Here is a 22,246-nt window from a genome sequence, read left to right as displayed (position 1 = left end):
GCACCTGCATGAACCGTTTGTTTCACATAAAAAAGATAATCGGAGACACGCCACCATGGCTTTAGATCTATTTGTCGTACTCATCTATGCCGCCGGCATGCTCGTACTCGGCTACTACGGCATGCGCAAGGCCAAGACCCACGAGGACTACCTGGTGGCCGGCCGCAACCTGGGCCCCACCCTGTACATGGGCACCATGGCCGCCACGGTCCTGGGCGGTGCCTCCACCGTCGGCACCGTGCGCCTGGGCTACGTCCACGGCATTTCCGGGTTCTGGCTGTGCGCCGCCCTGGGGGCGGGGATCATTGCCCTGAACCTGCTGCTGGCCAAGCCGCTGCTCAAGCTGCGCATCTTCACCGTCACCCAGGTGCTGGAGAAGCGCTACAACCCCATGGCCCGCCAGGCCAGCGCAGTGATCATGCTGGCCTACGCGCTGATGATCGGGGTGACTTCGATCCTCGCCATCGGCACCGTTCTGCAAGTGCTGTTCGGCCTGCCGTTCTGGGTTTCGGTTTTGCTGGGCGGCGGCGTGGTGGTGGTGTACTCGGCGATCGGCGGCATGTGGTCGCTGACCCTGACCGACATCGTCCAGTTCGTGATCAAGACCGTGGGCCTGATGTTCATCCTGCTGCCGATCTGCCTGTACCGCGTAGGCGGCTGGGATGAGTTGGTGGCCAAGCTGCCAGCGTCCAGTTTCAGCTTCACCGCCATCGGCTGGGACACCATCATCACCTACTTCATGATCTACTTCTTCGGCATCCTGATCGGCCAGGACATCTGGCAACGGGTGTTCACCGCCAAGACCGAGAAAGTCGCGCAATACGCCGGCACCCTGGCGGGCTTCTACTGCATCCTCTACGGCCTGGCCTGCGCCCTGATCGGCATGGCCGCCCATGTTCTGCTGCCGGACCTGGACAACGTCAACAACGCCTTTGCCGCCATCGTCAAAGCCTCGCTGCCGGACGGCATCCGTGGCCTGGTGATCGCTGCGGCGCTGGCCGCCATGATGTCCACTGCCAGCGCCGGCCTGCTGGCCGCCTCCACCACCCTGACCGAAGACCTGCTGCCAAGGCTGCGCGGCGGCAAGCAATCGAGCCTGGGGATCAACCGCCTGTTCACCTTCCTCACCGGCATCGTGGTGCTGGGCATTGCCCTGGTGGTCAACGACGTGATCAGCGCCCTGACCCTGGCTTACAACCTGTTGGTGGGCGGCATGCTGATTCCGCTGATCGGCGCCATTTTCTGGAAACGCGCCACCACTGCCGGCGCTATCGCCAGCATGGGCCTGGGCTTCGTCACGGCTCTGGCCTTCATGTTCAAGGACGGCCTGGATGCCAACACACCGATCTACTACAGCCTGGCCGTAGGCCTGGTGAGTTTCGTGGTGGTGAGCCTGGCTTCCCGGCGCCCGGCGCCCCTGGCCAACGCAATCTAACGTGAAGCCGGAGGTCTGAAGCTTTTCTTCGACGGGTGCGGCGTCGGTGGCCGCACCCGTTTTTTTTCGCCTGGCAAAAGCCTCACGGTACCGACGGGCAAAGCCCGCAGCCATTTTCGTCAGGGCCATGAATGGACGAATGGTTACCCCGCCGGAAAAAAACCTGTGCTGTACTCAGATCCAGCGACGACTGTTCCCGCAGGAAAACAGTACAAGGATCGCTGGCCGCCTCAGTGCACGCTATCGCTTCACCCTTGGATGGGGTCATAAAACAATAAGAGCCTCTCCCTGCCCCGAGGTGTTTATGGACCGTTTCTCCATCCAGCAAAGCATCCGTCATGCCATCGATGCACAAATGGCCCAGAAGTGGCCAATCCCGCCCTGCCAGGCCCGCGCACACGACACCTATTCCCTGGACCTCAAGGCCCTGCTGCACAGCCTGGAGCGAGAGTTCAACATTCGCCTGGATCCCGACCGCGACCTGTATCGAATCAGCAGCATCAGCGAGCTGAGCCTGTTCATCCTGGAAAAGACCCGCGCCGACGCTGCCCGTCCCGCCTGACCTGCTGTGGTATCGGGAGCAACGCAGATGAATCGGGCCCAAGCGCGCGCGGCGGTGCACCTGCTCATTCGCCACTGGCTGGATGAGCCCGTGGATTTCGATGACCAGAACGGTCTCTCTGAACTGGGGCTGGATAGGGATGATATCGAGGCGCTGCTCTGGCGCCTGGAAGACAGGTTCGACCTGGGTGTCTTGCCCCGTGAAGAGCAGCGAGCGCTAGGGCAGCTGGAAAGGGTGGATGACCTGGTGCAATGGTTATTGGAAAAGGCCCGGCAAAACCAGGATTGACCCGATTGCCCCAGGCCTGTGGCCCAGCGACTGCCGGCTAGAAAACATCCGCGAGAGCCGGAGCCTGCACTCCGCTCTCGCCTCTGCTTCAGCGACGACGTTGTTGACGGCGCCGCAGCTCTTCGTCGGTAGGAATCGGCACCGGTTGCAGCGGTGGCTCGATCAGGCCCAGTGCGACGCCAAGGTCGTGCAGCCAGCTTTGCAGTTTGTCTTTCATAGTGCCCCCTCAGGGTCGTGCCGAGCGGCGATACTGCGCCGCCTCAAGCAGATAATAGCCCTATCTTTTCCAGCGCGCTGCTGCGCAATGGCAATGAACTGTTACTGGATTAAAGCCAATGGCCATCGGGTGCTCAAGCATGGGCCCGCGCCTGCAGCGCAAGCTGCACGCCAGCGCCTTGCTGCAGCTCGATCCAGGCATTGAGATTGGCCCCGACCATGCCCTTGCGCCACATCAGCCAGGTAGTGGCACGGGCAAAAGGCTCGGCCAGGGCATGCACCGCCACGCTTTCGCGCCCCGGCAGGCTGTCGAGCATCGACTGAGCCATCAGCGCCACCCCGGAACCGGCGATCACACAGGCCAGCATGCCCTGATAGGACTCGATCTCCATGGCCCGCCCCATCGCGGCGTGGTAGTGGGCAAACCAGGATTCCAGACGCATGCGATAGGAGCAGCCCTGGCGAAAGGTGAACACCGCACGGCCCTCCACGTCCCGGGCCGTACGCACCGGCGGATGGTCGGCTTCGCTGATCAGTACCAGGGTCTCGTCGCACAGGGGCACGCCATCCAGGCCTGCCAGCTCCAGCGGCCCGTCCACCAGGGCCGCATCCAGGCGCCCGGTGAGCAAGCCTTCGAGCAACTCGCCGCTGGGCCCGGACTGCACCTGCAGGTTCACCGCCGGATAAGCCCGGTGATAACGCGCCAGCAATGCAGGCAAGTGAATCGCCGCGGTGCTGTACATGGTGCCCAGGACAAACTCCCCGGCCGGCTGACCGCCCTGCACCGCGGCATGGGCCTCGTCGTGCAAGGCGAACAGGCGCGCGGCGTAATCCAGCAGCACCTTGCCCGCCGGCGACAACTGCAGGCGCTGACGCTCGCGCAGGAACAGTTCGACCCCCAGCTGCTCCTCCAGTTGCTTGAGCCGGGTCGAGAGGTTCGACGGCACTCGGTGCAGACGCTCGGCGGCGCGAGTGATGGAGCCTTCCTCGGCCACGGCCTGGAAGATGCGCAATTGGCTGAACTCCATGACTTTCTCCAAAACTGAACAAGTTACTCAATATTATTCATTTTTAAAGAAAGTCAATCAGCCCTAGCCTGAAGGTCATTGTCCCCATCGATGGAAAGCCGACCATGTCTCCCCTGCTCCGCCTGCTCGCCAGCTTCATTGCCCTGATGATGGCCATGGGCATTGGCCGCTTCGCCCTGACCCCGCAACTGCCGCACCTGATCAGCGAAGGCCAGGTCGACCTGACCGCCGCCGGGCTGATTGCCGCCGCCAATTACCTGGGCTATTTCCTCGGAGCCCTGGACGCCATGTTCGCCCGGCGTCCGGCCCAGGTGCGCCTGCGCCTGCTGGGCGGCTTGTGGCTGTGCGTGCTGCTGACCCTGGCCTCGTTCTGGGCCCAGGGCTTCTGGCCGCACCTGCTGCTGCGCTTCGGCACCGGGGTGGCCAGCGCCTGGGTGCTGGTGATGATCACGGCCCTGAGCCAACCCCTGGCCCAGGCGGCGGGCCGGCCACGCCTCGGGGCCCTGGTGTTCGCCGGCCCGGGGCTGGGCATCATGCTCACCGGGCTACTGGCCCTGGGCTCCAATCTTCTGGGGCAAAGCTCGGCCAACCTGTGGCTGCTGTATGCCGCGGTCGCCTTGTTGATGCTGCTGGTGATCCTGCCGATCCTGCCCCCGGCCTCGGCCTCGGTGCGCCCCAGTGGCGAAACGCAGAGCGCCTGCGCCACTGAGCACAGCGTGGCGCGCCTGGGGCTGGTCTACGCCCTGTATGGCGTGGGCTACATCATCCCCGCGACCTTCCTTTCGCAGATGGCCAATGCGCGCTTCCAGGGCCAGTGGCAGGCCGACCTGTTCTGGCCCGGTTTCGGCCTGGCCGCGGCCGTGGGCGTGGCCCTGGCCAGCCTGCGTCGGCACACCCCGCACAGCACCCGGCAATGGCTGATGGCGACCTTGTGGCTGCAGGCCGCCGGGGTCTTTGCCTGCCTGCTGGGCAGTGGCCTGGGGCTGGTATTGGGCGTGTTGCTGTGCGGCACGCCGTTCCTGGCCTGCATGCAGTTGGTGATGCAGCGCTCCCGGGAACTGGCACCGCAGTCGGCCCAGCGCAACGCCGGCCTGCTCACTGCCTGCTTTGCCGTGGGCCAGTTGAGCGGCCCGTTGCTGGCCGCCCTGAGCAGCCACTTCAGCGGCGACCTGCAACTGGCGCTGGTGGTGGCGGGCTGCGGCTTGCTGATCGGCGCCAGCCTGCTCTGGCAACTGCGACCAACGGCACAGCGCTGTGCGTTCGTCTCGTGAAGCGCGGGCTACAACAAGCGCTGGATCCGCCGCCGCAGCCACTATTCGGCGCTCACGAAGGTAATACCCAGCAGCACCAGCATTGCCCCCAGCACGAAGTTGAGGCTCAAGGGCTCGTCCAGTAACAGCACGCCGAAGGTCACGCCGAACATCGGAGTCATGAAGGAAAACACTGCCAGGTTCGCCGCCAGATAACGCCGTAGCAGCCAGAACCAGGTCAGGTAGCTGAAGAACGATACCACCAGCCCCTGGAACAACACGCTGGCCACCGCTACCGGCGTCAGGCTGACCTGGGTCACCTGGCCGCTGAGCACGGCGATCAGCAACAGGCCGACGAAACCGACGATCAACTGATAGAACAGGGTCAGGGTCGCTGGCGCCTCGGACAGCCGCGAAGCCCGCACCACCACCGTGGTCGCGCCCCAGGCCAGCCCCGCCAGCAATCCCAGAATGTCGCCCAGGAGCATGCGCCGGTCCAGGTTGTCCAGGGAGATCCCGCCGGCAAAGGCAATGCTGATGCCGATAAAGGCCAGGACGATCCCCAACCATTGCAAGGGCCGCAAGCGTTCGCTGGGCAACAGCCAATTGACCCCAAGGGCGGTGAAGATCGGTGCGGTGTAGAGAAACACCGACATGTGCGCGGCACTGGTGAGCTTCAGGCCTTCGGCGATAAACAGGAACTCCAGGCCGAACAGAGCGCCGGCCAGCAAGCCGCCGCGCCAGGTACTGGAAACCTGGGACCAGCCGCCTTTCCAGCACATCAGTAGAGCCACCAGCAGCGCCGAGATCCCCGAACGGGCGGCCGCCTGCATGATGGGCGCAATGTCCGCCGCAGCCCACTTGATCATCACCTGCTGCACACCCCAGATCAGGCACAGCCCCAACATCACCTGCAGGGCAAACCCATCGGCGTTGCGCCGTTCGATGCTCACCGCCATACCTCACATTGATTCAATGACATGACCCCTACCCGAAATAAAGAACTGCCGCCGCGCCTGACGGGTCCCCTGGAGCAGACCTAGTTCCCGCCGTTTGAGCCAGGCGCCCAGCGGCAGGCACAGAAGACGCCGAAACTGCAGGCCAGGGCACTGGCCAGCATGCCCCAGGCCATGTCCAGCAGCGCCAGGGAAGCCGACCAGCCCTGCAAGGTCGCCCAGTTGCTCAGGTCATAAGTGCCGTAGGCCACCAGCCCGAGCAGCGCCCCCAGGCACGCAGCCCGGCGCCAGCCGCCCTGCTGCAGGGCGGGCCGCACGGCGAACAGCAGGCAACCGCTAACGTAGAGGAGGTAGAACAGCGCTGCCGGCAACAGCCGTGGCTGTTCCAGCAGCAGCGCCCCCAACTGGGCCCGGTAGGTTTCGCCCATCATCAGCCCCAGCCAGAGCGCGTCGAGTAGCAGGAACGCCAGCAAGGTGGCGAGCCAGGCAACCAGCGTGGTTTTCATAAGCCTCGCCCGCAGCGTGAAGTGAGTCTCAGCTTAGCTCGATACGATCCGCGTGAATGACAATCTGGCCCTGCTTGTAGAGGGCACCGATGGCCTTCTTGAAGTTGCCCTTGCTAACCCCGAACAAACTGCTGATCAAGGCCGGGTCGCTCTTGTCGCTGACCGCCAGCGAGCCATCGTTTTCCCGCAACTTGGCGAGGATCTTCGAGTTCAGGCTGGTAGCCGCCTGTTCACCGATAGGTTGCAAACTCAGGCTGATCTTGCCGTCGGCGCGCACTTCCTTGATGAAACCTTTCTCTTGCATCCCCGAGCGCAGGAACTTGAACACTTCGTTCTTGTGGATCAGGCCCCAGTGCTTGTTGTTGATGATGGCCTTGAAGCCCATGTCAGTGGACTCGGCCACCAGCAAGTCGACTTCCTGGCCGGCCTTGTAGTTGGCCGGCGTCTTGTCCAGGTAGCGGTCCAGACGGGCCGTGGCGGTAATACGGCGAGTGTGCTTGTCCAAGTAGACATGCACCACGCAGTATTCGCCGGCGTTCATCTGGCGCTTTTCCTCGGAGTACGGCAGCAGCAGATCCTTGGGCAGCCCCCAGTCCAGGAACACCCCAATGCTGTTAACTTCGACGACTTTAAGACTGGCGAACTCACCAACTTGAACTTTCGGCTTTTCGGTAGTTGCGATTAACTTGTCAGCACTGTCCAAGTAAACAAAAACATTCAGCCAGTCTTCATCTTCACTGGGAATGTCCTTGGGGATATAACGATTGGGCAGCAATATTTCGCCGTCTGCCCCACCGTCCAGATACAAACCAAAGTTAGTGTGTTTAACCACTTGCAAACTGTTGTAGCGCCCGACTAAAGCCATTTCCAATACCCTCATTGCGTGGGCGGCATTCTACCTGTTTTCCAGGCCTGCGTTGACGCTCCTGAATCGCCGGCCACGAAATCCTTGATTTTTCTGGCGTTCCCGGCGCTCAACCGGCCGCTCGTCAGGCAAACAGCCGTGCATCGAGCCTTTGCGGAGCACAGCGAGAGGGCATTTTTTTCGATGGGTCCTTAGTTAAAACAGCGACTTAGGAAAATATCCGAAAAATAAACTTAGGAAAAACAGCAGGAAGCGCCTTTCTGTTCCAGGGGATATTTACCAAGCAATTGTCAAGTATTTCTGATAAGATGCCTGGCCAAATTAATTTTCCCGAAAGGTTAAATGGCCGCCATGCGAGTAAAAGCCTCCAACAGCAAAGCAAAACCAGCTCCCGCCGTTGAAACCAGTGAATCGATCAACGAACAGATCGCAGCGTTCCTGAAATCGGGCGGCGAAATCCAGCAGATCGCCAAAGGCGTCAGCGGCCAGACTTTCGGCCCGTCCAAGCAGATCAGCCTGGGCAAGAAGTAACTCCCCCGCGCATTATCCTGGTCCCTTAGCGCTTTGCCCCCAAAGCGCTAGGACTGGCACCCGCTCTCCTCCCCACTACCAGCAAATCGACGAACGGCCTTCAGCCAATGGCATTCGCCGGTATCCTTTACCCCCTCTAGATCAATCGTTTCAGCCGCCTTTCAGGTTGTCGCTCCGCGCAGTTCAGGGAGTGCTGCATGCTCAAATCCTCGTTGCTGGCCTGCAGCCTGCTGTTGGCCTGCCCCATTGCCCATGGGCAAATCTTCCAGCGCGAGCTGGGGGATTTCGACCTCAAGCTGGGCACCAGCCCCAGCCGCAGCATGGCCCAGGGCCTGGTCAAGCCGTCTTCCAGCGGCTCGTTCCACGGCGGCCTCGACCTGAGCCACGACAGTGGCTGGTATGCCGGCCAGTGGGCCCCCAGCATGGGCCTGAGCCCCTCCAGCAAACTGGAGGTGGATTCCTACCTGGGCTTCAAGCAGCCCTTCGACCAGACCCTGGGCTACGAACTGGGAATGATCCACTACAACTACCCGCAGTTGCGGACCCAGGACAGCCAGGAATTCTACGGCGGCCTGACCCTGCTCGGCAGCCGCTTCGGCGCGGCGTTCAGCAATGACCCGGACAAACGCAACAGCACCCTGTTCGCTGACCTGGGCGGCAACGTACCGTTCGGCATTGGCGTCAGCGTCAAATACACCACCCATCAACTGAACAATGGCGTCTCGATCGCCGACGGCGGCTACGTGGCCGGCTTCAATGACTGGTCGATCAAGCTCTCGCGCCCCTGGCTGGGGATCGACCTGAACCTGATCTACAGTGACTCCAGCCTCAGCGGCAACGACTGCAGCGCCTACTCCGGGCATAACCCGCAATGCGACGGCCTGCTCACCTTCAAGGCCGAACGGGCGTTCTACTGAACGTCTGAACTGCGAGGCGCCTTCAGGGTTCAGATACAGCAACCCGCACTCGCAAGGACTCGAACATGGCGCGCCGCTGGCACCTCCTCATTCCGCTCCTGATCATCAGCCTGCTGCTGGGCGCCTGTAGCCGGGTCGGCCTGGCCTATCGCAACCTGGATGTGATCATTCCCTGGAACCTCAACGACTACCTGGACATGAACAGCGAGCAGAAGAGCTGGTTCAACCAGCGCCTGCAGCAGCACCTGAGCTGGCATTGCACCACCCAGCTTCCGGGTTACCTGGACTGGCTCGACCGCCTGCAACTGATGGTGCAGAACAACCAGGTCAGCGACCAGGGCTTGCAAGAGCGCACCCGGGAAGCCAAGCAAGCCATCGCCGAAACCGCCCGGCAGATCGCCCCGTCCGCCGTGGAGCTGCTCCAGGGTCTGAACGACCAGCAAGTCAAAGAGATGAATTCCGCCTTCGCCAAGGACCTGCAGGAACACCAGGAGCAATACCTCAAGCCGCCGTTGGCGCAACAGATAGAGCAGCGCAGCCAACGCATGAGCAAGCGCCTGAACGCCTGGCTCGGCCCCTTGAGCCCGAGCCAGCAGCAACGGGTGGAACAATGGTCCAGCAGCCTGGGCGAGCAGAACCAGCAGTGGATCGCCAACCGAGCCCACTGGCAGGCGCAATTCAGCGCGGCCGTGGAGCAACGGCAAAACAGCGATTTCCCACAACGTATCGAGCAATTGCTGGTACACCGCGAGAGCTTATGGACGCCGGATTATCGCCAAGCCTACGCCCACACCGAACAGGCCGCACGCAGCCTGCTGGTGGACTTGATGGCACAAAGCACCCCGGCCCAGCGCCAGCGCCTGCTGAAGAAAATCGACGGAGTGCGCAAGGACTTCGCCGAACTCAAATGCCTGCAGAACGCCCGCCAGGGCTAGGCGCAACCTAGGCGATCTGGGCCTTGGAGGCCACCTGATCGAAGGTCGCCGGATCCAGCGCATCGGCCTGCTCCTCCAGCACCTGGCGCGGGTGATCATTGCCCGGGATGCTGCTGTCAATCAGGCACAGCAGGCTGGAACCACGGGGCGTGAGCACGAAGTTCTCGCCATTGCCGCCCTCCTCTTCCGGCCGGCTTTCGATAAAGCCACGGTCCAGCAGTAACTTTTCGTACTCGGTGGCGGTGACTTTCAGGTCATCCAGATTGCCGGTGGGCTCGCCTTCCGCCGCCTTGGCCGCCGCATGCTGCTCGGCATAGGGTCGCGGAGTGAAGCTGTGGCCGGCGCCGTTCTGCACTTCGTGCAGCAGTCGTTCGATCAGATCCCAGTTATAAGTCGTCATCCTGATTCAACCTCCAGACAAGAGAATGAAATGCCTTCACACGTTGTGACCGGCAGGCCATTCAGCCGTTCAGGAAATCCACCCCAGGCCGCCGCCCCCTGATCGGAAAACCGCTGGGCGGTTTGTCGATCCACTCCAGCGCCAAACGACTAGCGTGTGTAAGACCCATCGCCCCCACTGCCTTGAGGAGAGATGTCATGTCCGTTACCGAGCATCCCGTGGTCTCCCGGGAACAATGGCTGCAAGCCCGCAAACAGCACCTGATCCACGAAAAGGCCTTTACCCGCCAGCGCGACCAGCTCAGCGCCGAACGCCGGGCGCTGCCCTGGGTAAAAATCGACAAGCCCTATCAGTTTCATGGCCCCGATGGCCCGCTGGGCCTGGCCGATCTGTTTGGCGACCACAGCCAACTGCTGGTCTACCACTTCATGTTTGCCGAAGGTTGGGAGGAAGGCTGCAAGGGCTGCTCGTTCGTCGCCGACCACTTCGATGGCGCCAACCAGCACCTGGCCCACCACGATGTAGCGCTGGTGGCCATCTCCCACGCCCCTTATGCCGAGTTCCAGGCCTTTCGCCAGCGCATGGGTTGGCATTTCGATTGGTATTCCAGCGCCGGCGACGACTTCAACCAGGACTTCGGCGTCAGCCTCAGCGCCGAGCAACTGGCCCAGGGCACTGCCAGCTACAACTACGAACAGGCCAGTGGCAATGAGCAGGAGTTGCCCGGGCTCAGCGTGTTCTACCGCAACCCGCAAGGTGAGATATTCCACACCTATTCCACCTATGCCCGCGGGCTGGACCTGTTGCTGGGGGCCTACAACTTCCTCGACCTGACGCCCAAGGGGCGCAACGAAGAGCAGATCATGGGCTGGGTCCGGCACCACGATCGCTACCAGGCAACGCCCCAGGGCAAGAGCAGCAGTTGCTGTTGTGACGATTGAGAACCTGCCGCAGGAGCCAGCTTGCCGGCGAATCGCACTCACAAACGGCACAAATCTGCGGCAGACTGTGACGACCCACCCAGCCAACTAAGCTGTAGACATGAGCGCCGCCTATCACAGCCTCCACGAATACACCCTGCGCATGAGCCGGGTGCTGGAGCATATCGACCAACACCTGGACCAACCCCTGGAGCTGGCGGACCTGGCGCGGGTCGCACATTTCTCGCCCTACCACTTCCACCGCCTGTTCAGCGCCTGGGTCGGCGAGCCCCTGGGTGCCTACCTGCGCCGCCGACGCCTGGCCTGCGGCGCCTACCTCATGGCCAGCCGCCCCTCGGCCTCAGTGCTGGAAATTGCCCTGGAAGTCGGCTTCGGCTCCGGCGAGGCATTTTCCCGGGCCTTCAAACAGCACTTCTCGGTCTCCCCCAGCACCTGGCGCGATACCGAGCCCAAACGCTGGCACCGCCGCCTGGACGACATCCGCGAACGCCGCCTGCGTGAATTGCGCAATCCTGATCAGACCCACATCCCCGCCTTCGACGATCCTGACGCCTTCATTCACCTGAAGGAAACCGCGATGAAGGTCACCCTGCAGCAACTACCCGCCACCCGCGTGGCCTACCTGCGCTACATCGGCGCCTACGGCCCGGGCATTGGCGTTTTCTGGCGCGAAACCGCCGCGCCGTGGATGCTCGAACATCAACTTTTCAACCGCGTGCGCTACGGCATCGGCCACGACGACCCGGACCTCACCCCCGCCGACAAATGCCGCTACGACGCCTGCGTGGAAGTGCCCGAAGACTTCAAGGCCAGCGCCCCGGCCGTCGTCACCACCTTGCCCGGTGGTCTCTACGCCGTGGCCCACTACCGCGGCCTGGGCCCGGCTATCGCCGACGCCTGGATCGAACTGTGCCGCGACTGGCTGCCCAAGAGCGGCCTGCAATTCGACCCGCGCCCGGCCTTCGAACGCTACCCGGCGGATGCCTTCTACGACGTCAAGACCGGGGAGCTGGAGTGTGAGATCTGCATTCCGGTGAAAAAGCTATAACCCAAAAAGCACGTTGATCCCCCTGTAGGAGCGAGCTCGCTCGCGAACAACGCCAACGATAACGCGCCGCTACTGAAAGAACGCGACGCCCTGGCGCTCATCGCGAGCGAGCTCGCTCCTACAATCCCCCCACACACTCACTCAACGAGAAGGAATGGCCGTGATATCGCGAACGATGAACCTCGGCAGAGCACGAATGTAGAAGTTCTCCACATCCGAGTTACCGCTGTTGGTGATCGCCCCCAACATGGTCTTCATATTGCGCAACTGGCCCATGGCCCCGGCAGGCTGCAAACCATCGCGCTCCTGGGCGAAATGCAACACCTCGGCGCCGTCGCGCTTGACCTGCACCTTGTAGCCAAAGTCGACACTGGCAAGGATCGTATTGTCATCGACGACCATCGACACCAGCCCGCCCTGGGAATCACTGAGGCGGCGCTTGTACACCGCATCTACATCCAGCAGGTAGTCGGCACTGTCCTTGGTGGTGGCGTAGCGATTGGCATTGCCCAACTGCCGGATCAACTCCATGCCCAGTTGCTGGCGCAACTTGTCCTCAGGCAGAAAACGCTCGCTCTCGCCGACCAACTGCAGGTTGAAGGTGTCGATCCAGTAAGTGGCGGTAGCGGGAATCCGTACCGGTTTGGGCGAGATGTAATAGTCCGGCGTGGAAGCACAACCGGCGAGCAAAGCGAGGGTGAAGAGCAGAGACAACAGACGCATGACGGATCTTCCTTGAGAGGTTTTCAACAACGCACTGCCACCTGAAAACCACCTGTGGCATGGCGATAAGCGGCGGCATTGTAAGCCAGGAAAATCACGGCGGACCGGCTCGAAAAGATACTCTCGGCAAATTAGGAATTGCCTTACGGCAGAAGCAGACAATCCAGTAGGAATGAGGCTTTAAGGACAGGGAGAGCGCTGGATATAGTCGAGGGGTCGTTGAAAGGACGACCGGGTTTGGCGACCTGACACCAGAATTGATGCAAAAGCCTCTGCTTGCAGGTACTTTTGCTCCCGCACAATCGCTTCATGGCGGCTGTGCGTGGGAGATCCTTTTGGGTCTGCCGGCTTATCTGGTGCCGGTTCGCCAACCTGCGTACAGCTGCCACCTTTCGTTTGGCGACGGTAGGGACAGCATGACTCCCATTACCAGAGAACTAACCATGAACAGATACATGCCGATTACCGGCCATGACTGCAACATTCCCTCGCTGCTGATCGATACCCAAGCCCCCATTGACGTCCTCCACGATGCAGCCGCGTATCGCATTCGCGCTGTGACTCAACTACTTGAGAACCTCTCGGTTTCTGATGAAGCGCCCAAAGGTACAGTTGTACTGCAGGAACTGTCGCTGGTGTGCAGCATTCTGTTGCGCGATGGGTGTGATTTGATGGATGTGACGACGAGGCGGATGCAGGAGCAGGTGCTTCAGTAAGCAAAAAGGGGCGGCTTGAAGGTCGCCCTTTTTCTCTTACAATTAATCGAATTCAGATCAATAAAAGGCTGATTTACTCTATTTCGCAACAGTTCCCAGCGACTCATCCCTGACCAGATAACGACCTTCTACACGGCTCAGCACTATCATCACGGCAGCATCATATCCCGCTTGAGGTAGACAACCACGCCCTATTCGAACGCCATTATTCAAACTTTTTATTTTCCAACTCAGCCTTTAAAAAATTGACTACGCACCAAAATCCCTTCCCACTGAGCAGAATTTAGCACCAACTTATCTCTGGAATAAAAACAAATTCAACAACCTCCTCAGATATACCATTTTTCATAAATAGATCTTTTCACGTTCAAAGTAGACGCACAAATAAGAAAAAAAGCATTTACACCCCCAACCTTCTCAAGTCGAGCTTAGTCATCATCCATCTCAACGAAAACCAATAAAACTCCCACTCAACGCCAAAATTACGCTCCTTCCACCAGGCGATGTATATGTAACCCGGCTATTTGGACACCTCCCACTTACGCCATTAGTATTAACGCCTACCTGCAGAATGTTTTTAATTAATCTCAAGTCAATAAGCCCATAAAAGTTAAAGATAAGAACCTAGTCGTCTCTTCAGCATCAAAAACTTAATCACCAATGAAAAATCTTTCACCCACTATTATTCAAATTTCGCTCAATTTAAACACACCCCCTCCACACTTAACTTTAAATACAACCACCGCGCCTTACTTCATAAAGAGTATCAGGAGGGGCTTGATACTTTTCAAAATCAGCAATCACCACATCAAACATCTCAGAAAAGCAAATTCTTTTCACGAACTCCACCTGACTACTATCCGTTATAGAAAAACATATCTTTTCAGACTTACATATTGAAAATATATCTCCTATAGCGCCCAACAACATCTTAACTCTGTCTTTAGGGTGACAAGGAAAACCAATATCTGAGAAATCAGGATCATATTCATTATAATCCGTCAAATATGTTGCGTTAGGATACCCCGGTCTATCCCCTATCAAAAAAATAAAAGTGTCTATATCAGGAGTAAATTCTGACGGATAATTAAAAAGCTCATTACTTCTTATTCTCTGAATCCCCAACTTACTTTTTGAGATATATTTTTCCAACGCCATCCAGGACTCCAGACTTGGAGCAGGGCAAACATAACCACAAACATCATTTGACATAACCGTCCTCCTCTACTTATCTAGAATCCAAGCTCCAACAGGCTTACCATCAGCATCGATTTCGCGATAATACTGTTTATCCACAAACCCCCGACTATTATATTCAATCTTATGCTCATGGGGCACTGCTCGCCCATCCACACCATACCCTAAACTACCGTGACTTCTTTGTTGACCATAGTCTTCCCGTGAAAAGGTCCGTCCTTGACTATCATAATAAGTTACACTTTTACTTCCATCCGCACGAGAGATTTCATATATAGAGTTTGGTGCTGCTGTTTTAGGAGCCTTACCTGAAGACACAACAACATGATCAATAATAGGTTTACTAGTACCTGAAGCCGCTACTTTCCCACTTGTAGCACCGCTTCCACCTTTACCCTTCCCGCCCAGAAAACCGCCCATTGCAGCAACAAGCTTACTTACCCAGGCAGCTTTTTCCGGCGAAACCCCTTTACTCTCAAGAGCAGACTCAGTCTGAGCCTGAATGAGAACCCCTATAGCAGCTGTATTCTGTAACTGATAACGATGCAAGTCCTCCTTAAACATCGAAGGAATACTGTCATCAAAATACATCTTTCCAAGACGCTCCTGCAGGCTATTTCTGTCATGCAGGAGATCCCCATACAAGAACGTGCAAAGGGCTGGATTTTTAGCACAATCGGCCGCCAATTCATCATCAAGCTTAACGCTCTGTTTTCTAAACCGCTCCCTGACCTCATCACAGTTTCCAAGAGCTTTACAGTTACGCGCCTGCTCCTCTAAGTCGTCAATTTCTTGATGCCCTGCATAGTTGTACTGCGTTGCGTTTTTTGCGACCCAGCCGCCCTTCTCTATCGATTGCGCATCCGCATCTCTCTGCGCAGCAGCTGCTAGCACACCCACAATCTGCGAGTTCATGGACAGCAGTGTCTTGTTACCACTCACCAGTTTGTCCAACTGGACAACCACAGCTTCATTTACACCCGCCGCCAAAGCGCCGGTCTTGAAGTCGCCGCCAGTTGCTTTTGACAGAAGGCCGCCAACCATGGCGTGGATCAATATTTTGGGAGGCATGCCGTCGTTCAAAACATCTTTGGTGTAATCACCCACCGCATTGAAGCTGGCCGCCGCCAAGGTGTTGAACAAGGCACTTTTCAGTGCATCACTTGCACTGCCACCCTGCCCCAGAGCCTTGCTCAACAGCATGGAAGTGCCGCTCTGCAGTGTTTGGCTCGCAGCAAATTGCCCAACACCTGTCCAAGTGCTGAGGTTCGGCCCAATAACCTGATTCGTTGCCGTATCAGTATGAGTGCCAGTCCAACCGTCAAAGTAAGCAGATGTAAGCCCCGCAGTAACACCAGAGATCACATACCCTTTCATCGCGTTGGAAGAGGTCACATCCTTGAATACAGCACCAAGGTTGCCACCGTTATTGATAAAGCTGACGGTCGCATTGGTCGACGCCCCCGTCGCAACAGCTCCCACAACCGCACCGGTAGTACCACCACCGACCAGACCACCCGCCATAGGCCCAATCACGGCGCCCATCACAATCGCAATAATGATCTGCGAAGCCGGCCCCAACCCAGAGTTGCTGTACTTGTAGGAGTCGTGGATCTCCTTCACCACCCGCCAATCAACATCGCCGCGTTTCTCGGCCTCTTTGAGCCACGCCAGTTGCGGGTCGGCCTTGACCATCGCGTCGATGCTCTGGCTGACGGTTTGCTGGTTGACCTGCCTCACATCGATCTTCAGGCCATCAACGGCCTTGATCACGATATTGCCAGCCGCCACCATCTGGGTCTGGCGCAGGGTTTCGTCGGTATTGCCCTTGCCTTTGGAGGACACCCAGAAAGAGTTGTTATTGGTCTTCTCGTGGCTTTCCTGGTGCAGGTCCTTCACCCCTTCGAAGGTGATGGCGCCACCGCTATCCAGAGTGATGTCCTTGCCGCTCTCCAGCTTGGCAACCTGATACCTCTGGTCACCGTCGCTCTTGAGCGTCAGGTTGCCACCGGCACTGATTTCGCTGCCGATATGTGTGGTGCGGGTGACTTCGTCACGCTGGGTCTGCAGGTTGCCAAAGCCCCCCTTCTTCTTCATGTCATACAGCGAGTACTCACTGTCCTGCTCCGCCAGCAGGTTCAACTGACCACCAGCCACCAGATAGGCTTCATCCCCAGCTTTGACCTTGCTGGAAATCAGGGTCATGTCCTGGCCAGACTTGAGCATCACATCCCCGCCCGCCGTCACCGTGGTGGCTTGTTGGTGGACGCGATCCTCTTCGCTCTTGGTGGTGCCGGTCTTGCTGGCCCAGTGTTGTTCATTGGCGGCCGAGGCCAGGGTCAGGTTGTCCTTGGCCGTCATCGAGACGTCGCCCTCGGCCTCGATCTGGCTGGCGACGGCGGTGACGTTGCCTCCGGCCTCAATGCTCAGGTCGCCGCCGCTCTCCAGGGTGGCGCCGTGCTGGGTTTTGCTCTGGTCGAGGTTGCCAATGCCGCGGTCGTTGCTGACCACTTGCTCGACGGCGTTGAGGCTGACGTTGCGACCGGCCTTGATGCGGGTGTCGCCACCGCTGTGCAGGACGCTGCCGTTGCTATCGAAGTCCCGTTCGGCATCGATGCTCAGGCTGTTGCCGGCTTCGATACGGGCGGCGCTGTCGAGGAAATCGCGGCGCTGCTCGCGGACGTAGTCTTCGCTGCTGCTCTGGTGGGTGGTCAGGGTGCGGTCGTTGATCACGTCGCCCTGGGTGGTGGTCAGGGTGACGTCGCGCCCGGCGATGATGCCGCCAGCACGGTTGACCAGGTAGTTGCCCGCGAGCAGATCCTGGCGGTTGCCCGCCTCCGCCAACCCACTATTGACCAGGTTCGCCCCCGCCACCGCCGACAGATCATTAGCCGCGCGCAGGGTGCCGACGTTGTTCAAGTCCTTGCCGGCAATCAGGCTCACGTCCTTGCCCGCGATCAGGGCGCCGTTGGGCGCCAGGCGGTTGTTGGCCTGGGCCAGGTACAGCACTGGCACCAGCACTTGTTCGCCATTCACTTCATGGCTTTCCAGCCAGACGATGTCGTGGGTCAGGGCGGCGACTTGTTCGGAAGTCAGGGTCACGCCCACCGACAGGTCAAGCTGTTGCTTGCTCTGGAGGGCGTTGTCCATCAGGTGCTTGAAAAGCTTTTCGTTGCTGTCCTGGCCGTCGATAAAGCGCTGGCCGGTGCGGGCCACCATGGCTTGCTGGATGAGTTTCTGTTCGTAGAAACCGTCCCCCAGGCGCTTGGCGCTTTCATCGGGGTTGTAGCCCAGGTTGGACAGCAGGTAGTCCGAGCTCATGAACTGCTTGAGGTTGGTCAGCGCCGGGTTGGTTTCGATCAGGTACTTGTGCGGCCGGGACAGGCTCGCGGCGTCCGGCAGGCCGGCGATCTGCGCAGGCGTCGGGGCCTGGGCCAGGGTGCTGCCCTGGCCGCTGAGGCGGAACAGGCCGTTGCCGCCGGTGGGCAGGGTGAAGCCCGGCAGCTCCAGGGGGTTGACCTGTTGCTGGGCCAGTTCCGGGGGCAGTTGCGGGTTGATCCGGATCGGCGTCGAGTAGCCGTTGCCAACGCCGGTGTCGGTCAGGGTCTTGCCGGCGCCGACGTACTCGTAGAAGGAGCGGATCACGCTGTTGTCGAGGGTCTGATCAGCCTTGAGGTTGACCTTGCCACCGGCCTGGATGGTGGCGGCGAAGGATTGGTCGCCGTCCACCACCTTGCTGCTGGAGGACAGCATCACCCCGGTCCAGGCAATGAAGGCGCTGAGGTCGGAGGCGAAGCTGCTCGAAGGCGTCGGGTTGTTGCGGGCGTTGAACGCGGCGGCTAGGGCTGCGGCGGTGCCGGTTTCGTTGACGAAGCTCCAGTAGCGCCGCAGGGTGGTGATTTCCTGGGGTTGCAGGCCCTGGTTGTGGACGGTCTCGGCCTTGATGTTGATGTCGCCGGCCGCGGTAATCAGGCTGCTGGTGTTGGTCAGGGTCTGGGTGTCGATCTGCAGGTCGGCGCCACTGTTGAGGCTGGCGGAGGCGCTGCTGTTGGTCACCCGCAGGCGGTCGGTCTCGGCCACTTCCCACAGGCCGTTGATGCGGCCACCGCCGCGGTCGTCGCAGCCGGCGACGGGAATCAGGGTGCAGGACAGGCGGGTGATACTGGCCGCGCTCTTTTCGTGCTCGGTGTACTGCAGCACGTCCATGACGTTGTTGAGGGTGCTGGCGGCGATGGTCAGCTTGCCCAGGCTTTCGATATCCCCGGAGCGGTTGTCCAGCAGGTCGGCCCTGGCTTGCTGGTCGTCCTTGGCGATCAGCGCGGTGCCCAGACTGAACACCTGGGCGTAGCGGTTGGTGAAACTGTTGGTCAGCAACTGCATATTGCCGCCGCTGGAGATCAGGCCATGGTCGTTGACCAGGATGGCGGCGTTGAGGCTCAGGTCTTCACCGCTGCCCAGGGTGCCGAGGTTGTGGATGCTGGCGGCATTCAGCAGCAGCTTCTGGCTGGCGGTGATACGCCCGGCGCTGTTCAGCGCACCGTCGATCTTCAGGGTGCCGTTGGCGCCACCGGCGATGCTGGCGCTGTCCGCCAGGTCCAGTTGGGCGGCATGCAGGTCCAGTTGACCAATGCTGCTCAGGCGCCCCTTGCCGCTGTAGTTGCCGTTCAGGTCGAGGTTGAGCGCGGCGTCACTGCCGATCAGGCCGTCATTGCTCCAGTGGCTGCCGCTGCCGGTCAGGCCGGTACCCGCCAGGAGCTGGCCATCGGCGGTCTGGGTCAGGTGGTCGACCTTGACCAGCAACCGGTCGGCCTGGATTGCACTGCTGTTGGTCCAGCGCTCGGCCTCCAGGGTCAGTTGGCCGGCGGTCTTCAGGCGGCCGCCGACGTCTTCGAGGTTGGCCATGGAGATGCCGAACACCCCGCTGCCGCTGTGCAGCAGGCTGCCGCCGCGGTTGTTGAAGCCGCCGGCGTCGAAGGCCAGGTCGTTGTTGGCGGTTTCCAGGGAGCCGTCGCGGTTGTCGAAGGTGCCAGCGATGCTGAACCGGGTCTTGCTGGCCAGGCCCAGGGCCCGCAGTTGCCCGCGCTGGTTGTCCAGGCTGGCAGCAGCGGTGGCCAGGGTACTGCCGCTTTCGATCAGACCCTGGCGGTTGTTCAGGGCGCCAGCCAGCTCCAGCTCGATCTGCCGGGCGCTGATCTGGCCGGCGCTGTTGTCCAGGTCCTTGGCGCTGATATGCAGAGCCTGCTGGGCGAAGAGCGCGCCGTCGCGGTTGTCGAGGCGGCCATCGGCCGCGGTTTCCAGGGTGGCGCCGCCGTTGAGGGCGGACACCTTGCCGGCCCTGTTGTCGAGGTGGCCCGCCTTGAGCGTCAGGTCGCCCTGCTGGGCAATCACTTGTCCGCCTTGGTTGCCGGCGTCGGCCGCCACATCGAGGCCCAGGTTGGTCTTGGCCTGCAGCAGGCCTCTGGCGTTATCCAGACGCTCGGCATTGAGTTGCAGGTCGGCTTCGCGGCTGAGGATCTCGCCGCCATCGCTGTTCTGCACTTCGCCACTGGCGCTGATCAACACCGATTCATTGGCCGCGACACGGCCTTTCTGACGGTTGTCCAAGTGTTCGGTGAACAGCCGCAGCCACTGCTGGCTGAAAAGTTCGCCGCCCTGGTTCTCAACCTTAGTGCTGCGCTTGAGCAGCAAAGGGCCAGCGGCGGACAGGGTGCCCTGGTTGTTGATCAAGTGTCCCAGCAGGTCGAGGGTAACGCCCTGCTTGCCGGTGAAGGTGCCGTGGCTGTTGTCCAGGTCGCTGCCGATGAACTCCAGGTCGCCGGCGGCGTTGACTGTGCCGCCCTGGTTGCCCAGGGCCATGGCCTGCAGGGTCAGGGTGGCGGCGCTGTCGATGGAGCCGCCCTGGCTGTTGTCCAGCAGGTCGCTGAGTTTGAGGCTTTGCTCGCCGGCGCTGGAGATCACCCCCTGGTGGCTGTTGTCGAGGCTGGCGGCCTTGACGTCCAGGGCCTGCTGGCTGACCAGGCCACCGCCCTGGCTGTTGTTCAAGGCGTCGCTGAGGGTGACCTCGACACCGCCTTTGAGGCTGGAGACGGTGCCCTTGTTGCTGTTGTTCAAGCCCGTGCCATTGAGGGTCAGGCCCTGCCAGCCCGAGAGCAAGCCGCCCTGGTTGTCCAGTTCCGCAGTACCGGTAATCTCCAGGGTCTGTTGCGCCAGTACCACGCCGGTGAGGTTGTCCATGCCGGCCAGTACCAGGGTGCTGCTGCCCTGGCTCGACAGCTCGCCGCCGCTGTTGCCCAGGTGGCCCAGGGTGGCATTGAGGGACTGCTGGCTCTTGATCAGGCCGCCCTGGCCGTTGCGCACTTGCTCGGCATCGAGTTGCAGGCGCTCGGCGCTCAGCAGCTTGCCCTGATGGCTATTATCCAGAGCCCCGGCACTGACCTTCACCTGGCGCTGCCCGCTCAGGGTGCCGCCCTGGTTGTTCAGGGTCTGGGTGGTCGTGACCGTCAGATCCCGGCTGGCCACCACGCTCTTGCCGCTGTTGTTCAGGGTATGCGCAGTCAGCGTGACATCGCCGTTCGGGTTGCGGCTGTTGTCGAGGTTGACCCCGGCTTCGATGATGCCCTGATTGTTCAGTTGCCCGCCGCTGCCCAGGTTGATGCTGTTGGCCGCTGCCAGGGTGTTGTGGTTGTTCAGGTCGTCTTGAGTTTGCACCTTGAGCTCGGTGCCGGCGTAGACCGCGCCCTGGGCCTCCAGGCTGCCGGCCTTGATCGCCACCGCGCCCTTCTCGGCAGTGACTTCGGCCATGCGCAACTGGCCGTTGGCATCCAGTTGGATATCACCGCCACTGGCGATCAGCTTGCCGTCGAGCTTCACCCCCACCCCGGCCTCGGTGCCCACCAGCTTGATCGCCCCGGCGTACATGCCGCCCAGGGCTGATGAGTCGATGGCCAGTTGCGGTGCATCCGCCGGGTTGGCGGTGCGGGCCGTGGCATTCAAGGTCTTGGCGTCGACGTCGTTGGCCCCGGCGATCACCGCCAGGTGCCTGGCCTGGATCTCGGCGTTGATCTTGGCGCTGCGGGTGATGATTTCGAACTGGTCGATATTGCTCGCGTTGAGACCCGCGCCTTCGATGGCGACGCTGCCCTGGTCCACCTGGTAACGCTGGACCTGGCCGTTCTCGATCACCGGCTTGCCGGTGGTCAGGGTGGCCTTGGGGGTGTTGATGAAGCCGCAGCCGTTGCAGCTCACGCCATAGGGGTTGGCGACGATGACATGGGCCGCTTGCCCGGCCACTTCGGTGTAGCCCTTGAGCTGGCTGGGGCTGCCGCCGTTGACCTCGTTGAGGATCACATTGGCCGCGCGGCCGCCCAGGTTGGGGTTGCCGAGAATGATTCCGCCGAGCTGGGTTTCCTGGGTACGACCGGTGGCGTTGTTGAGGATCAGCCCCTGCTGGCCGACGTTGTAGTCGCTGAACTTGTTGTGCGACAGGCCGCTGCCATTGGGCGTGGCAATGTTGACGATGGGCACGCCATTGCCGGCCTGTCCCAGTGTTGTACCGCTGCCGTTGACCACGATGCCGTCGGCCATCGCCACCACGGGCTGCCAGAACATCACGTTGGCCAGGATGAACGCCAGACCGCGTTTGGACAGCCCCCAGAACGAATCCCGCGCTTGCAGGGTGGCGGAAGGCTGGCGGGCTAGAAAGGCGAACTGACGAGCGTCCATGTCGTATATC

At 60.6% G+C, this 22,246-nt stretch carries 19 protein-coding genes; 10 read left to right on the top strand and 9 right to left on the bottom strand.

From position 1 onward, the window contains the following. Nucleotides 1-55 precede the first annotated feature (55 nt). The 3 genes from PFLCHA0_RS08025 to PFLCHA0_RS08015 all read left to right on the top strand — a co-directional run bounded on the left by PFLCHA0_RS08025 (nt 56) and on the right by PFLCHA0_RS08015 (nt 2,285). Nucleotides 56-1,435 carry a sodium:solute symporter family protein gene (locus PFLCHA0_RS08025; protein ID WP_011059911.1) on the top strand — a complete coding sequence of 460 codons (1,380 nt, stop codon included), beginning with the start codon at nt 56-58 and terminating at the stop codon, nt 1,433-1,435. A gap of 304 nt (nt 1,436-1,739) precedes the next feature. Next, entirely contained in the window at nt 1,740-1,997 is a 258-nt protein-coding gene (locus tag PFLCHA0_RS08020; RefSeq protein WP_041752014.1) for an acyl carrier protein, read from the top strand. Between the two features lie 27 nt (nt 1,998-2,024). Beyond that, nucleotides 2,025-2,285 (top strand): hypothetical protein, encoded by a 261-nt coding sequence (locus PFLCHA0_RS08015; RefSeq protein ID WP_015634591.1) that lies wholly within the window; start codon nt 2,025-2,027, stop codon nt 2,283-2,285. An 88-nt stretch (nt 2,286-2,373) separates the two neighbouring features. On the opposite strand, the gene PFLCHA0_RS32055 is transcribed toward PFLCHA0_RS08015, so the two are convergent. Both PFLCHA0_RS32055 and ptrR read right to left on the bottom strand, forming a co-directional pair. Further along, entirely contained in the window at nt 2,374-2,502 is a 129-nt protein-coding gene (locus PFLCHA0_RS32055; protein WP_011059908.1) for a PA1414 family protein, read from the bottom strand. Nucleotides 2,503-2,635: 133 nt separating this feature from the next. Further along, entirely contained in the window at nt 2,636-3,529 is an 894-nt protein-coding gene (ptrR, locus tag PFLCHA0_RS08010) for a putrescine utilization regulator PtrR (RefSeq protein WP_015634590.1), read from the bottom strand. A gap of 104 nt (nt 3,530-3,633) precedes the next feature. Here ptrR and PFLCHA0_RS08005 point away from each other — a divergent pair, with 104 nt between their 5' ends. Then, nucleotides 3,634-4,800: a YbfB/YjiJ family MFS transporter gene (locus PFLCHA0_RS08005; protein WP_015634589.1), complete on the top strand. Its 1,167-nt coding sequence runs from the start codon at nt 3,634-3,636 to the stop codon at nt 4,798-4,800. 41 nt (nt 4,801-4,841) lie between these two features. On the opposite strand, the gene PFLCHA0_RS08000 is transcribed toward PFLCHA0_RS08005, so the two are convergent. The 3 genes from PFLCHA0_RS08000 to PFLCHA0_RS07990 form a co-directional block, all read right to left on the bottom strand. Next, a complete protein-coding gene (locus tag PFLCHA0_RS08000) occupies nt 4,842-5,732 on the bottom strand; it encodes a DMT family transporter (RefSeq protein ID WP_041752730.1) in 891 nt (296 codons plus the stop codon). A gap of 86 nt (nt 5,733-5,818) precedes the next feature. Further along, nucleotides 5,819-6,241: a DUF2177 family protein gene (locus PFLCHA0_RS07995; RefSeq protein WP_015634587.1), complete on the bottom strand. Its 423-nt coding sequence runs from the start codon at nt 6,239-6,241 to the stop codon at nt 5,819-5,821. A gap of 28 nt (nt 6,242-6,269) precedes the next feature. Next, nucleotides 6,270-7,106 (bottom strand): CvfB family protein, encoded by an 837-nt coding sequence (locus tag PFLCHA0_RS07990; protein WP_015634586.1) that lies wholly within the window; start codon nt 7,104-7,106, stop codon nt 6,270-6,272. A gap of 342 nt (nt 7,107-7,448) precedes the next feature. Between PFLCHA0_RS07990 and PFLCHA0_RS07985 the strand changes: the two genes are divergently transcribed. The 3 genes from PFLCHA0_RS07985 to PFLCHA0_RS07975 all read left to right on the top strand — a co-directional run bounded on the left by PFLCHA0_RS07985 (nt 7,449) and on the right by PFLCHA0_RS07975 (nt 9,489). After that, a complete protein-coding gene (locus PFLCHA0_RS07985; RefSeq protein ID WP_016962619.1) occupies nt 7,449-7,637 on the top strand; it encodes a hypothetical protein in 189 nt (62 codons plus the stop codon). A gap of 197 nt (nt 7,638-7,834) precedes the next feature. Then, nucleotides 7,835-8,554, top strand: coding sequence for a TorF family putative porin (locus PFLCHA0_RS07980; RefSeq protein WP_011059901.1), 720 nt, complete (start codon nt 7,835-7,837; stop codon nt 8,552-8,554). Between the two features lie 65 nt (nt 8,555-8,619). Continuing rightward, nucleotides 8,620-9,489, top strand: coding sequence for a DUF6279 family lipoprotein (locus PFLCHA0_RS07975; protein ID WP_015634585.1), 870 nt, complete (start codon nt 8,620-8,622; stop codon nt 9,487-9,489). A gap of 7 nt (nt 9,490-9,496) precedes the next feature. Here the strand turns inward: PFLCHA0_RS07975 and PFLCHA0_RS07970 are convergent, their stop codons facing one another. Next, entirely contained in the window at nt 9,497-9,889 is a 393-nt protein-coding gene (locus PFLCHA0_RS07970; RefSeq protein WP_015634584.1) for a hypothetical protein, read from the bottom strand. Between the two features lie 197 nt (nt 9,890-10,086). On the opposite strand from PFLCHA0_RS07970, the gene PFLCHA0_RS07965 reads away from it, so the two are divergent. Together PFLCHA0_RS07965 and PFLCHA0_RS07960 are read left to right on the top strand one after the other, a co-directional pair. After that, nucleotides 10,087-10,830: a DUF899 domain-containing protein gene (locus PFLCHA0_RS07965; protein ID WP_015634583.1), complete on the top strand. Its 744-nt coding sequence runs from the start codon at nt 10,087-10,089 to the stop codon at nt 10,828-10,830. 100 nt (nt 10,831-10,930) lie between these two features. After that, the gene (locus PFLCHA0_RS07960) at nt 10,931-11,878 is read left to right on the top strand and encodes an AraC family transcriptional regulator (protein WP_011059897.1); all 948 of its coding nucleotides are present in this window, start codon (nt 10,931-10,933) and stop codon (nt 11,876-11,878) included. Between the two features lie 141 nt (nt 11,879-12,019). Here the strand turns inward: PFLCHA0_RS07960 and PFLCHA0_RS07955 are convergent, their stop codons facing one another. Then, nucleotides 12,020-12,601 carry a hypothetical protein gene (locus tag PFLCHA0_RS07955; RefSeq protein WP_015634582.1) on the bottom strand — a complete coding sequence of 194 codons (582 nt, stop codon included), beginning with the start codon at nt 12,599-12,601 and terminating at the stop codon, nt 12,020-12,022. 443 nt (nt 12,602-13,044) lie between these two features. Between PFLCHA0_RS07955 and PFLCHA0_RS07950 the strand changes: the two genes are divergently transcribed. After that, nucleotides 13,045-13,317 carry a hypothetical protein gene (locus tag PFLCHA0_RS07950; RefSeq protein ID WP_041752729.1) on the top strand — a complete coding sequence of 91 codons (273 nt, stop codon included), beginning with the start codon at nt 13,045-13,047 and terminating at the stop codon, nt 13,315-13,317. A 729-nt stretch (nt 13,318-14,046) separates the two neighbouring features. Here PFLCHA0_RS07950 and PFLCHA0_RS31080 read toward each other — a convergent pair. Together PFLCHA0_RS31080 and PFLCHA0_RS07945 are read right to left on the bottom strand one after the other, a co-directional pair. Then, on the bottom strand, nt 14,047-14,529 hold the full coding sequence (locus PFLCHA0_RS31080; RefSeq protein ID WP_080644442.1) for a hypothetical protein: 483 nt from the start codon (nt 14,527-14,529) through the stop codon (nt 14,047-14,049). Nucleotides 14,530-14,541: 12 nt separating this feature from the next. Then, nucleotides 14,542-22,236 carry a two-partner secretion domain-containing protein gene (locus PFLCHA0_RS07945; protein ID WP_015634580.1) on the bottom strand — a complete coding sequence of 2,565 codons (7,695 nt, stop codon included), beginning with the start codon at nt 22,234-22,236 and terminating at the stop codon, nt 14,542-14,544. Nucleotides 22,237-22,246 lie beyond the last annotated feature (10 nt).

The organism is Pseudomonas protegens CHA0 (assembly GCF_000397205.1).
GTDB lineage: Bacteria > Pseudomonadota > Gammaproteobacteria > Pseudomonadales > Pseudomonadaceae > Aquipseudomonas > Aquipseudomonas protegens.
This window is presented reverse-complemented; position numbering and strand designations above follow the sequence as displayed.